Genomic DNA, 14038 nt, shown 5'->3' on the forward strand with positions numbered 1-14038 from the left:
CCTGTGCGGACTGGTTCCGATGTCGTCGCGCGATTCCCGATTCGGTCCGTGGGGATGGGCGATCGCGCGGCCGGTGCGCCGGCGGCTAGTCTTCGTGGTGCTGGCAGATGGTTGATGTGCTGCGGATTCGCGGTGCGGCCATGGTTGCGGGGTGCGTGATGGCGTGCACCTTTGTGGACTGGATCGGTTTTCGACTCGTATTCTCCGATCTAGTCCGCATTTCGGGTACCCCGGGGCGGTCCGGGCGGTGGTTGATTGTTGTGGTGCAAGCAAATCCTTGGGATTCCGCGGGTTCACGACCGCATCCCAGCTGGCGGCCGGGTGCGGCCCGGTGCCGGCGTGAACTGATTCCTATTCCGCCCGGCGTGCTCCGATTCGGTGCAGGGACGTAATGATGTCCGATTGCCCGTCAAATCCCATCCTTCATCCATCAGCCACCATCCTCTAACGGCCCTGCCCCTCAAACCATACAGATTGAACGCCGAAGCAGCCCGGAAACAGTGATGGCACCGTGTAAGCCAGATTGACACGATACAACGGCTGCCTCATCAAGCTCAGACACTCGGCCAAATCACTCGGCCATACCACCCGGGAGCGTCGTTCTGCAGTGTCGCCCAGCAGCATCGCCCGATAGCGCCACTCGATGCCACCAGCTGACACATCAACAATCATTGACACCGCTGTGCGCGACAATAAGAGTCATGAGCGAGCGTAATCACGAGAACATTGTCAACATCAACAATCAAGAGTCGCCATTCCATGCAGGCGAGACCATCATCGCCCCGCACGGCGGCCCGATCACCGACGTCATCTTCGATTATTGCGATGTTCTGCTGGATTGGCGTCCGTGGCGCGCACTTGAGGGCTTGTATCCCCAGGGCGTGATCGACATGTTCTTCGATCCCGCGGACGAATGGGGCTACGATTTCATCGACCGCTTGCTCGATTCCGGCGTCCCGACGCAGGATGTCCTTGCCGAATACTCACGCCACCACGGTCCGGCGGTCACGTGGGTGCTGCGGATGTGGCTCGAGCATGAGGAACGGGCGATTTTCGGCGTGTTGGACGGTATGGAGCAGCTGGTCGATGACTTGCAATCTGCCGGCGTCGGGGTGTGGGGCCTGACGAATTTCACCACGGAGGCGGTTGATATCGCGCATTCGCGATTCGATGTGTTCAGCCGATTGCAAGACACGCTTGTTTCGTCGCAGGAGCGTCTGCTCAAGCCTGACCCGGTGATTTATCTGCGCGCGATTGATCGCTTCGGTGTCGACCCGCAGTCCACGGTGTTTTTCGACGACAATCCCCGCAACGCGCGTGGGGCAAGAATAGCCGGTTTGCGCGGGGTGACGTTCACATCCGCTGACCAGGCGCGCGCAGTGCTCGGCTTGTCCTGATTATCCCGACGATGCGGTTCAATCAGCCGGTTCAAGCGGGCAGTTCAATCGGACAATCGGACCGCCATCGTCCGCCATTCACACAATGCGCCGGTCCGCCGCCCAACGCGTCAGCTCGGTCCTGTTGGACAACTGGAGTTTGCGCAGCACTGCGCTGACGTGGGTTTCCACAGTTTTCACCGAGATGAACAGCTCAGCTGCGACTTCCTTGTACGTGTATCCGCGGGCAATCAGCCGCATGACTTCCTGTTCGCGCGCCGACAGCCTGTCGAGCTCATCGTCGTGGATTTCGCCTTCGGGCGCGATGCCGCCGTTTTGGAAGGCGGATAGCACGAATCCGGCGAGTTTGGGGGAGAACACGGCGTATCCTTCGTGCACTTGTCTGATGGAGCTGGCCAAATCATCGCTGGTTATCGTCTTGGTCACATATCCGCGAGCCCCTGCCCGGATCACCGAGCCGACATCCTGAGGCGAATCCGAGACGCTCAACGCCAGGAACACGGAATCAGGGGAGAGCGGGTGCGAACGGGTGAGGATTTCCGTACCTCCACCACCTGCACCGCCAGGCACATGCACGTCGAGGAGCACGACATCGGGCTTGGTCTGCGCAATCATCTCGATGGCACCCTCGACATCACCCGCCTGCCCGACGATATCGAAATCTGTTTGCAAGGTGGCGATAACGCCAGCCCTGAACATCTCGTGGTCGTCGACGACGGCGATGCGGATGTCGCTGTCGTCTGCGTTGCCGTCTTGTTCACTATGACTCATTGCTCCTCGATTCCTGATGTCCTGTGCTGGTCGTTGCCCGCGCTGTCCATGATATGCGTGCGAGCGCCGGCAGGACTCGCCGTGCCGCCGATGGGCATGTGCATACGCACTTCGGTGCCCCAATGCGGCCGGGACACGATCTGCACTGTGCCTCCGCGGCGTTTGATACGGCCGATGATGGATTCGCGGATGCCGAGCCGGCCTTCGGGTATGGCGTTCACATCGAAGCCTTCGCCGTGGTCGCGCACGTAGACGTCCACGGTGGTTGCTCCCGCCTCGCAATAGACGGAAATCGGCTCCCCGCCGTGCGTGACCGCGTTGACCAGCGCCTGCCGGGTGGCGTTCAGCAGCGCGTCGGTCTGGGTGCATGGCTGCGCGTCGCCGACCGTCACCACCTCAATCGCTTTGCCTGATTCGTCTTCGACTTCGGCGGCGATGTCCTTGATGCCTGCGCTGACGGATTTGTCGGGTGGAGTACGCTCCTGATACAGCCAGTTGCGCAGTTCGCGCTCCTGCTGACGCGCCAGTGCGAGCACGGTCTGCGGTTCACTGCTGTGCAGCTGGATGAGTGCCAGCGTTTGCAATACGCCGTCGTGTAGGTGCGCGGTCATATCCGCGCGTTCTTCCTCGCGTTCTTTGAGTGCGCGCTCGGTGCTCAGGGAACGCGCCAATGACATGATCCACGGGATGATGGCGAGTGCGGTGGCCACCAGCAGGGCGACTGCGGCGAGGATGGTTTCGCCGTGCACCTGAGGAGTGGCGGGTTCCAAAAGTATGGTGATGCAGAACGCGCCGACGAGGAGCGCCAGCCCGAGTATCGCGGTGGGCCACTGACGTTGTCCATCGTTGAATCGCAGCCAAGCGATGAGCACGCCGCTGACGGTCATAATTGCCGGGAGGATCATTGCGGTTTCCCCGGTATAGAGCATGACACCGCTGATAATCAGCATGATGACGCCTGACAGGGCGATGATTGCCGGTTTGGGGGCGCGGCGGATGGCGTCCAGCAGACTTTCGCCCTTCTCCGTCGATTCGGCGGCAGGAATCGCGCGCTCATCGGCCGGTGCGTAGGATGTGCTCGGCGGTGCGGCGGCGGATGGCGTTGCCGCACCGGCCGCGGCTGCATCGGGTATGGCTGTGTCTGGCGTGGCAGTATTCAGTGTGGCAGTATTCTGTGTGGTCGGAAGACTCGTCGCCGGAACCGAAACAGCAGGAGCGGGAGTCGGCGCAGGCGTTCGTGATGGGGCGCCCGCTTGTCCCGGCACATACCCAGGAACAACCGTGACCGGCTGCGGCATAGCAGCGGCCGAGGCGCCGGGTATCGGGTAGGGGGCGTTGCCGCGAGACAGCGGCGATTGGCTGACAGGGCTGATACGCTGCGCCTCACGCACCGGATCGCCGACCGGCACGGTCAGCCACAGGAAGATATAGGCGATGATGCCTGCGCCGAAGACAAACGAGGAACAGATGAACGCGAGCCGGACCAGCCACACGGGGATGCCCAGATGCATGCTGATGCCCCGGCAGACACCGCAGAGCATCCTGCCGTATTTGGGCCTGAGCAGCGGCAGTTTCGCCGGCGCAAGCGGAGCCGGCGCCTGATATGGCCGCGCGTCGGCGGGCGGAGTGATCGTCCGCTGAGGGGCGTTCGTGGTTTGCATCATGATTCCATTGTGCGCCCCTTGGGGCATATCATCGGGGTTCATACCCTGTTTTCAGAGATAAATCGGGTGTTTCCCCGATACGTTCGGCTGCGGGAGGTTGCTGTAATGGAGGCATGAGCAATACACATGATCAATCGCAACAGCCGATGCCGCAGCGGCAGCCCGGCGATGCGACGGCACAGCCGTTGCAATCAACGCAGCCTGGGCAATCTGCGCAATCAGCCCAATCAACTCAATCTACATGGCAGCCGCAACCCGGCGAAGCGCAAGGTCGCAGCGGCCGACAAGGCCGTGACGACAACGCCCAACGCCAATACGCCAATTCCACGGCGGCAGGCCAGTCCGGCTCCAGCAACGGCAATTGGTATCCTTCCAGCCAGCCCGAACCGCACGAAACAACGAAACGCGACTGGCGCGACACGTTCTTCGGGTGGGTCAGGCAAAGCGGCCTGGTCCGTACCGAAGACCGGTATATCGGCGGTGTGTGCGCAGGTATCGCCCATCGGCTGGGCTGGAGTCCCGCCTTGGTGCGCGCCATCGTCATCATCCTTGCCTTCTTCGGCGGTTTCGGCGTGTATGCCTACATTTTCGCGTGGCTGCTGATGCCGGATGTCACCAACGACGGCCATATCATCGCCGAGGATGTTCTGCACGGCGGTGACGGCTGGCAGTGGGTGTTCGCCCCAATCGCTATGTTCATCGTCGTTAGCACGGTCATGTCGTGGTTGATGAGTGACCGTTGGCGTTGGGATATCACCGGGTGGGTCTCGCTTGTCGCGCTCGCGCTGGTCTTGGTGATGTTCAACGCAACGACGTATCGTTCCGGGCGCGTAAGGCCGATTGTGCCGCCAACGCCGATGCCGGGGGCGCCCATGCCGGGCAGTCATGCGATGCCGATGCAAGGGCAGGGACCTGTCCCGCGGGTGCAGCCCCAGACGTACCCGCGGTATGTGGCTCAGCCTGCGCGCCCGGTCGAAGCCGCGCAACCTCGCACGGTACGCACTCGACGCAAGCCCGCAGGACCGCTTGTGGTGCTCGCCTCGTTCGGCCTGGTGCTGTTGTCGGCGGCGCTGATGGTGTTCTGGGTCATGAGCCATAATCATGGCGAACCCCGAATGGTCAGCATGGTCGCATCGGCGACCGGTTGGATCGGATGCGTCTGCGTCGCACTCGGCGTTCTGCTGGTCGTGCTTGGTGCCAAAGGACGCCGTACCGGCGGCTTGCACCCGCTGGTGTGGATGTCGGTGTTCATCACGGTAGTCATGGTGTTCACCGCGGGCGCCACCGGGTATTGTCTGACTGACATCAACCGGCAGGCGGAAGGCTACGAACGGGTGGATGTCAACGGTTCGACGACCCTGACCGCGACCAAGACGACGCTCAAACGCCTCAATGACGGCATCTATTTCGTTGGCGACAGCTATTCCGACGACAAGGTGACCATCGACCTGAGCGATTACGGTGAGCGCTACGGCACCCACAAGATGACCGACGTGGAACATGACTATGAGTCGTACTGCCCGACGGGCACCTACCGGATTATTGCGAGCAACGTCAAGGTGGATGTGAAACTGCCCAAATACTGCACCTACCGGTTCAAACACGCCGGTTACATGGGCACCAACGGAGTGGGTGGCGAATATCTGCTGGTTGACTCCCGATTTGTCCAGGTGGGATTCGACGACGGCGTGTACATCGATATGTCGGCGTCGGATCAAGGTCATGTGGCCAATCCTGAGCCGTCCGCCTCTTCGGGGTCTGACAGCAAATCCTCTCAATCGTCGAAGTCCGATTCGGACAGCGACAGCGATGATGAGGATTACGACGATGATTTCAATGACGATGATTTCGACTTCGTATCCACGCCGGAACTGACCATCGTCGCTTCGACGATTCAGGGATGGGTCGGCGTGAGCTACGGAGGCAACGGCAAGGGGTATGTCCGCATCTCATCTGACAACGCCAAGAAAGAGGGTACGAAATGAGTGAAGTCAAGGAACAGGATACGGTCGAAACCGTAACCATGCAGCACATCAACGTGGACGAACCGGTCGCGGGGACCAAGGTCATGCCACAGGCAGAGCCGGAGGATGCCGCGCGCACGGAGGTCATGCCACAGACCTCCTCGATGGATGCCGCTCAGACGCAGGTTGTACCGCAAGCGGTTTCGCGGGAGGACGCCACCCAGCCGGTGGCCCGGCGGTCTGAACCGATTGAACAGTCTGAACCTTCAGAGCCCTCTGACTCGCATGAACCGTCCGGGTCGTCCGTTCCGCGTGGTGGTATTCCGCTCGATGAGTTGGCGCGCCGCCGGCAGCAGGCGGCGGATGAGGCGCATCGCCAGTCACATCCGCTCGGCGACAACACCGTGCCGATGTACACGGGCGCACCCTTCAGGTCTGCCGAGGCAACTGCCCCCGTCGAGCCGGCGTCTGTCATTCATACCCCGGCCCCGACAGGCGTCAGCGCCGGAACTGTGGTACTCGGCGTGTTACTGGTCTTGCTCGGCGCAGTGGCGATTGTCATGGCTGGCATGGTTCCCAATTGGCCATTCGGTGCGGTGGATCCGTGGGTCGCCGCGGCGGTCAGCATTGGTGCGGTCGGGGTCACGCTCGTGGTTATCGCCATCATTTGGGCGGTGACCAACGCGGTGTCCAGCCGTCGGCGCGAACGCAAGTAGCGTACAACGCGGGAACACGCGACGTGTCCACGTCCGCAATACGGTATCGCCCTCCACACGGTATCGCTAGCCACGCGGTATCGCTCGTGAAGCGCGCGATACGCGCGGCATAGTGGCCCGGATGGGCTGATGCATCCCCAGCCACGCTCAAGGTCGCCCGTGACATAGCGACACACATGGCATGGCGACGCCGCCACAAAACCCGACACCCTGTAGGGCTCCCAGCTTCTGCCGACGCTGACGACTTGCTGAGCGTCGGCAGAAACAGGGGGCCGGGCTATCGCAGGCCCCAGAACATGAATACGATGATGGACAACGTCAACGCGGCGAGCACGAGCGCGGCGACGATAACATGCCCGGTGCCGGTCGCGATAGACGGCTCGTCGGGATATCTGCGGACATTGCGCATCACCATGGTGAACACCAGGAACAGCAACAACAGGCAGACGGCGGCGCCGATTTGCAACACCGTCCAACCAGGCCGCAGTATGTCGGCGCGATTCGTCAGCGACAACGCCGCTTTCCCGAGCGTGACCAGATACCAGCCGAGTGCGCCGGCGACCAATACGGGAACTACGACGCTTGCGGCGAGTAGGGGAGCCGTGCCGCGCCCGAAGTGCGGAGTACCCGCCGGCGTGTCTTCGGACTGATGACTATGCCTCATCAGCGTCTGCGTTCTCGATGCGCGCAGTCGTCCGCTAACCCACAGTGCAACCGCCCCGATGACAGCGGCGATTACGCACAGGATTTGCGCCACCATCAACGCGAGCGCCAGAGAAACCGACCCGATGATGCCATGCGGTGTTCTGGAAGGAGCCGCAAACCGTTGATGTGGCTGACTTCCGGCGATCATCGGCGTGGCCCAGTCCGTAGCCGTGGCGCCGGCGGCGATGGCGTTGGCCCAATCCTCGAGATTATGCGTGTAATGCTGTTCCAACGGCAATCCGGGCAATGACAGCGATGAGCCGGTACGCATCTGGTGATTCGCCGGGTAGTACCGTACCGTCACATTCGCATTGCCGTTACGTTTCGCTGCATCGATTAGCGTGCGCGCGCCCTGCTCGATGGGCATGGACGGGTCGATGGTCCCGTAATTGATGAGCAGCGGCATGGTGAGCGCAGAGTAATAATCTTGTGCCGGGAAATCCGCATACTCCAGCCCGACAAGCGAGGAATCAAGGCTGATCAGTGTCGGCAGCTCATCGACCACGCTTTGAGGCGCACCCGCGATGGTCGCATATGAGGTCGCCGCCATCGCCATCTGGTCACGCCCGGGCACCACCGGCGGGGATGTGAGGATCATGAACGCGATATCCGGCTGTCGTTTCGCCATGACGGTGGCGATCCACGTGCCTTCCGATTCCGCATACACGCCCACCTGCGAGGGGTTGACGTCGTTCAATCCGGCCAGCAGCTTCCATGAGGCAAGATAGTCGCGGGCCATGGCCTGATAGTCGCGGCTCGTCCATGAATAGTTGTCCAGCCGCTTGTCCGGCACCAACGTGACGATGCCCGCGGACGCCATCGCGGGGGCGATATCGCCGTACACTTCAGACGCCTTGCCGGTCCCGGCGCCATGCACGAACACGCACGCGGGGCGTTTGCCGGGGGCGCCGATCGGGTCGCGCAAGATCGCGTTCACGCTGACCGTGTCGGTGAGTTTGATGGTAAGTTTCGTCGTTTTGACTTTGTAGGTGCCTTCTTGCGCGGTTGACAGGCCATTCGCCGCGATTGTGGTGCTGGACGAACCGACCGTGATATGGTCCGTATACGGTTTCACCCGCCAGTTTGCGCCGATTGCAGAACCGATGCCAGCGAGGATGAAGAGAACCACGAGCGCCGCGCCTTCGACGATCATGAGCCGGTGACGTCCGCGCTCCTTCCGGGTTTCCGCGGCCGTTGCGGTTCCGGTGGTTGCGGTTCCGGCCGCTGCCTCGCGTTCTTCATGGTCTTCCGTTGCGGTGTCCAAATGCCGTTCCTGCCTTCGTGGTCTGGATTGTCCTGATTCTTGGATTGTCCTGATTTCGCGGTTTCCCGTCGCCTTTCATGCCTTCGCACCGGATGGAGAATCTTGCGGATTGCGCGGTTCTTGCCTGCCTTGCTGGTAGTTCGCGCCCTGTGCCGCCGCCTGTCGCGCCTGTGCTGCCTGCGCTTCGTCAAGCCCCGGATATCCCTCCAGCCGGACCGTGTTGCGTACGGTCTGCTCGGTCAGGTTGCCGTCTTGTTCGATGATATGCGCCACCAGACGCTCGTATTCGTCGAAAGTGTCATCCGAATACGCGCCCAATTCGCCGCGCAGATAGGTCTCGAACGACGTCTGCTCAGGCGTATCCTCGGCGGTGGTCAGTACGCGCATCGCCTCTCCGAGCGCCGGCCAGCGGCCCGCGAATTCGCGCGCCCATGCGACTTGCCGGGCGATTACCTGCTCCTGGCGCGCCACCCGTTGTGCGGAAAGTCGGGGAATATACGGTTCGATGCGTTCGCGGTAGATGTCAGGCGCCGTGGAGGCCATCATCCGTGCGTATTTTTCGGTGACCAGATTGCGCCCGACGCGGTCCGCCTGCCGTAAATCGTTCTCGTAGCTTGCCAGCAGCGCCGGGGTCCAGGTGAGGAACTGGCTCAGCCGCATCTCGTGAAACATCGGCCAGTTGCCTTGGCATGCCGCCCGGCCGCCCTCATTGTCCGTGCGTTGGAACTGGTCCCATTCCAGCCGAATCACTGTTTCAACTATCGGATCGTCGGCACGGACCGTGACCATCGGCGGCTGTTGGGACATGGCATCCTCTTTCTGTCGGATTCTATCTGATTCGCAGTGCGAACATTCGCCATGATATGCATGCCCATCCCGCTATGCATGGCCTGATTCGCCGCCGGCGCTATTGCGACACGCTGAGCGCGACTGTGCAGACGGGGCTGTACGGATGCAACTGTGCAGACGCAACTGTGCAGACGAAACCGCTGGAAAACAATCGCGCAGCCGCTGAACCGCCTACTGCCCAGTACCGAATGCCGACCATTCGGCACATTGCCGGCGGTTCGTCGAACTCCCGCCTAGATGCTGTGCAAACAGGCGGCATCGCTGACGATATGCGCCTCGACATGCGGTCGCTGCCATTCGAGGAAGCGTTCGTTGCTGTGCGTCAATCCTTCACGTTGGAGTTCGGCGACGATATCCGAGCATATGGCATTGACCACAGTGCTGATTTCATCGGCGGCTTCACGCGATGATGCCCCTTCGCCATAGCAGGCGTCGCTTGAGAGGCGAAGAACCTGTTCCAGCTGTTTGCAAACGCCGGCGAGCCGCGTACCCATGCGGGCGCTGAGGCGGCGCAGGGCGGCGAATCGCCACTTGTAATAGGGTGCGTATCCGGCAGAAACCGGCGTGTTGATGAGGAACACCAGCGAGGAGACCGCGTCCGCGAATTCGCTGATGGACAGCCATGCCGCGCCGCCATCACCGCGGCGCAGCATCCGGGGCAGATTGTATTGTCCGGCTTGGCTGATCATGCCCAATCGGCGTGAAATCAGCGACAACCGCACATCGTCAGGCATGAGTTTGAAACCTTGGCGAGTCTTGGAGAATGCGCCCAGCGGGTCGGCGAACACCTGGCCGTTGGTCGCCGTGGCGAGAGTCGCCTCGTCCAGCATCAGCCATTCATGCGGATGATTGGCACTAGGGGCTTGGCAGTATCCGGTCAGGGATTCGAAGAAGTCACCGATACGGAATACTCCCACCCGCCTGCCAGCACCTTGCGCTCGCGGTGTGGTCTGACGCGGTCCGAACCCGAGGAATCGTTCAGGCAGCGCGTCGTAGTCCGATTGCAGGCGCTCGCCGATCCGCTCGTAATCCTCGTCGGTCAGCCACAGGCAGAAGCCAGGGCCGAAATCATGGTCGCGGGAGAGCAAATCGTCAAAACCGTAGCATTCCGAGCCATGTCCAACCAATCCGGCTGCGATGCGACCTTGATACTCCGGGTAGCGTTTCGCAATCAGCGGCTTGCCGAATTCCGTCCAAGTGCGCCGAGCCAGTTGCAGACCGGTGATGTCCGGTTTGAGATCCGCACTGTCCGAAGGGATATTCCCCTTGCCGGCGTGCCGGTGGTTGGGTCGTGCATCATGTTGCTCTTGCGTTGCCGGATCGGCGGCATGTGCAGCGGATGTCGATTGCTCGGCAAGCGCGTCTTTGGCGGCCTGGAGATTCTCGCTGGTGGTCCGGTAATACTCCGTGTCGGTGCCGTAGCATTCGGCGATGACGTCGAGCGCCTTGCCATACAAGGCAGCGGCATCTGCGAATGCGCCGTGCATGAAACGTACCTGTGCCGCAGCAGCCAGCGCGGAAGCATAATGCGCGCTGTGGGTCAGATCGCCTTCATCGTAGATTGTCAACGCATGCTGAGCGTCGTCGTCGGCTTGGTCAAGTAACACGGCAGGGGATTGCACATTCGCTTCGCTCCTGCCCGCGGCCTCGTTCTTGCACGCCTCATGCCACAATTCCAGTTCGACTAGCGCAAGATTGACGTAGGTGGATGCGATGTCGGGGTCCGTGTGCCGGTCCGCGCCCGAATCCTCGAGGATGCCCATTGCCTGCACGAGCTGGTCGCGCGCCTCGCCCAGACGGTTCGTCTCACTGTAGAGCATGGACAGGTTGTTATGCAGCGCGGCAAGCCGCCTGTCGCGGGGTCCGTAGGTTGTTTTCGCGTTGTCAAGCGCCTGGCGGTACAGGTCTTCCGCTTGGTCGTATTGCCGTGCGGCGCGCATGGCAGTGGCGGCGTTGACGAGCGTCGTTGTCCATGCCTCGCTGCCGGCGATTCCCATGCGGATGCCCAGTTCGAGCGCCCGTTGCACAATCCACTGGTTGTCCTCGTGCCGTCCCTGGGAACGGTAGAATCCCATCGTTTCGTTGAGGACGGTCAACAATCCGGCGTTGTCGCCGGCGTTTTCGGCATCGGTCATTGCCTGTTGCAAGTAGGCTTCGGCGTCTTGACCCGCGCGATGCTTGTCATGGATGGCGTCCAGACCGGCGAGGAACGTGTCTACGTCAAATCGTGGGTGATGGCTGTCTGAGGCGTGATTGCCGGAATCGTTGGAATCGTTGTCATTCCGGTTTTCGGCATCATCCGAGGCTTCGGCATCTTCGTCATCGGCTGCGGTGTACGGCCTTGCGCCGAACAACGCAGCAGGATTATTCGCCGCCTTGAGCGCCGCCATCAACGCGTCCGGCGCCGGCGTGGAATCCGCGCCATCGCCGGGCATATCGTCGTCATCATGGGTGTGCGCCAAATCATTAAGATTCGTCATGGTCCCGCTTCTCCAATTCCTCATTGAGCCAACGCACGTAAGCCCTTACCGACTTCTGCGCCATATTGTCATCGGGCCTGGGCTCTGTCGCATCCGATACTAGAGCAGCATACGCTTCGCGATCGCTGTTGTACGCCGCCGCCTTGATACCGTGTTTTTCCGCGGTCTGCACAACCACGTTGTCTATCTTGTGGTTCAGCTCTTCCGTTGTGATATTGATTGGGATTCCCAACCGTCGCAAGTTATCGAAGGGATCGGGTTCTTTGGAGCTGGCAGATGCGTGACGGCCCACGGGTTCGCTCTGCGCAGTGGAGCCGGAGAGCTTCCACACGACGCGATCGACCGACGCGAGCTCGCCTTTCGCCAGACCGAGCGCCACCGCGTACGCGAGGTTCCAGCCGTAAAGTTGGGCGTCCCTCGTGGTGCCGCGTTCGCTTAAGTCGCTGTAGTCCTTGAGATACTTGCCCAGTCCGAGCACATGATGGTACAGCCGCATCATCGGCAGGTTGATGCGATTGGTGGGGATGTTCGCGTCGATGAGCAGATACCAGGCCAGCACCATGCCGACCGCGCGGACGGGGGATAGCGTCAGAGTGATCAGGCAGTACACCACGAGGAAGATGCGAAGGATGTCAATCTGCCGTTTGCCGTCGGAGGCGGTGGTTCTGATGCTTTGCAGCCTGCGTTGGTTGATGATCAGCACAGCAGCGGCAGCGACCGCATAGACGACGGACAGCAGGTTCGCGATGGGCGCCATGATACCAAGCCAGGTGAATCCTTCATGTCGGATGAGGATCTGTGTCAGGCTCGCGCATCCGCCGGCTTCGGTGAATATCGATGTCCCGGCGAACATGCTGAATACCCCGGAGACGAATGCGCATCCGAGCAGCATGAATATGCGTGGCGTGCCCATGGAATACATGATGGTATTCGCTGCCCGGCTGGTCTCGGATTGGACGTCGGACAACGCCTTCAAGCCGTTGCGGGAAAGATGGTCAGTCAGTTCGGCGACGCTCGGGTTGACCCGGGCGCCGGAACCGTCGGGAGCCCCGGCGAAATCAGGGTGTTCGCGATAGAAATCCTTGAAGGCGACGGCAAGGAAGTCCATAAGCTTGATTTCCGGAGGCGTCAATGGGCACGAAGGTGTGCCGCGCAGGTAGATGTGGCCTTGCGGATCGACGCCGACGGCCCCCTTGTCGATGAGCGAGGCGATACCGGAGCCGAGGTAGGTCCGTTTGCCGAAGCCCCATGCCGCCACCATCGGTTCGATTTCCGGCCGGTCGCGCCAGTAGGTCACTTTCGACGGGTGGCGTCCGCGCATGCCGACCGCTTGACATATCGGTGCGGCGATCAGGATGTTGATGAGGCCGACGATGAAGAACAGGTAATCGAGGCCGTCTGTGGTGACTTCGGGCGTCTGCGAGGAGTAGATTTCCTGGATGCTGCGGCCGCGGAACAGCATCAGCATGCCGCAGTAGTATGCGAGATACAGGACATACATCACTGCTGTTATGACCACGGTGACCAGCAGGATGCGCCCGAAGCACGACCAGTCGAATATCTTGTGATAGTTGGGATTGGTGTAATTGTCGTCCGGCGCTTTCTCCCAGTACCGTGCGGCCTTCCTGCCCTTGTACGGCGCAATCGGGGGCAATGGCTGACTGGCTTGACGGGCATACCCGGCGTACGGATCTGCAGGGGATTGCGGATTGGCGGGCGACATAGGCTGGATACGTTGTTGCGCGCTCGACGCGGAAGATTGAAGAGGCTGCTGGGACGCAGGGGCAAGCGGAGTTTGCTGCACAGGGGGTTGTTGCGCTGCGGATTGCGGGTATGGCGCGATAATCGGGATGATCGGCATCTGCGTCATCGTGGATTGCTGTGCGGAAACCGTCGGGGACACCTGCGGTGTAAGGGGCTGCGACGGGGAAGTCTGCGGTGTCTGCGGTGTGGGGGAGGGCAATACAGGTGGTTGCGTCATGGTCGTCGGTGAAGCCGAGGCATCTCCTTGGTAGGTTCCTGCCGCGTCGAAGCTGATACCGTCAAAGGAATTGTCTGCCGGGAATGCCGGAGTGAACGGTCGAGGACTGTTCTGGTCGTCGTGCTCCATGGCGTGTGTATTCCTTTATCGCAGACCGTCGGCCCGGTGTTGGATAGGTTTGCAGCATGGTCGGCTGGACTGTTGCTGCCTCGGTGCCGGCAGCGTTGGCGACGTTTGCATCCGTTGG

9 protein-coding genes are annotated in these 14038 nt (G+C 61.4%); 3 read left to right on the top strand and 6 right to left on the bottom strand.

Annotated features, from left to right (window positions below):
- Positions 1–701 precede the first annotated feature (701 nt).
- Positions 702–1397: an HAD family hydrolase gene (locus K315_RS0101470; RefSeq protein ID WP_052316524.1), complete on the top strand. Its 696-nt coding sequence runs from the start codon at positions 702–704 to the stop codon at positions 1395–1397.
- Between the two features lie 78 nt (positions 1398–1475).
- Here the strand turns inward: K315_RS0101470 and K315_RS0101475 are convergent, their stop codons facing one another.
- Complete coding sequence (locus K315_RS0101475) at positions 1476–2168, bottom strand: LuxR C-terminal-related transcriptional regulator (RefSeq protein WP_029575862.1); 693 nt, start codon at positions 2166–2168, stop codon at positions 1476–1478.
- On the bottom strand, positions 2165–3832 hold the full coding sequence (locus K315_RS10635) for an ATP-binding protein (protein WP_238556389.1): 1668 nt from the start codon (positions 3830–3832) through the stop codon (positions 2165–2167). Before K315_RS10635 ends, K315_RS0101475 begins: the two co-directional genes overlap by 4 nt.
- 113 nt (positions 3833–3945) lie before the next feature.
- On the opposite strand from K315_RS10635, the gene K315_RS0101485 reads away from it, so the two are divergent.
- Positions 3946–5817 (top strand): PspC domain-containing protein, encoded by a 1872-nt coding sequence (locus K315_RS0101485; protein ID WP_029575864.1) that lies wholly within the window; start codon positions 3946–3948, stop codon positions 5815–5817.
- Positions 5814–6512 carry a hypothetical protein gene (locus K315_RS0101490; RefSeq protein ID WP_029575865.1) on the top strand — a complete coding sequence of 233 codons (699 nt, stop codon included), beginning with the start codon at positions 5814–5816 and terminating at the stop codon, positions 6510–6512. Before K315_RS0101485 ends, K315_RS0101490 begins: the two co-directional genes overlap by 4 nt.
- Positions 6513–6789: 277 nt before the next feature.
- Here the strand turns inward: K315_RS0101490 and K315_RS0101495 are convergent, their stop codons facing one another.
- The 4 genes from K315_RS0101495 to K315_RS0101510 form a co-directional block, all read right to left on the bottom strand.
- Positions 6790–8481, bottom strand: a complete 1692-nt coding sequence (locus K315_RS0101495; RefSeq protein ID WP_029575866.1) for an alpha/beta hydrolase family protein — start codon at positions 8479–8481, stop codon at positions 6790–6792.
- A gap of 75 nt (positions 8482–8556) precedes the next feature.
- Positions 8557–9270: a DUF4125 family protein gene (locus tag K315_RS0101500; protein ID WP_029575867.1), complete on the bottom strand. Its 714-nt coding sequence runs from the start codon at positions 9268–9270 to the stop codon at positions 8557–8559.
- A 293-nt stretch (positions 9271–9563) separates the two neighbouring features.
- Entirely contained in the window at positions 9564–11720 is a 2157-nt protein-coding gene (locus K315_RS0101505; protein ID WP_044085729.1) for a DUF4037 domain-containing protein, read from the bottom strand.
- Between the two features lie 76 nt (positions 11721–11796).
- Positions 11797–13920: a DUF2207 family protein gene (locus K315_RS0101510; RefSeq protein WP_029575869.1), complete on the bottom strand. Its 2124-nt coding sequence runs from the start codon at positions 13918–13920 to the stop codon at positions 11797–11799.
- Positions 13921–14038 lie beyond the last annotated feature (118 nt).

It is taken from the genome of Bifidobacterium thermacidophilum subsp. thermacidophilum DSM 15837 (assembly GCF_000426425.1).
Taxonomy (GTDB): Bacteria; Actinomycetota; Actinomycetes; order Actinomycetales; family Bifidobacteriaceae; genus Bifidobacterium; species Bifidobacterium thermacidophilum.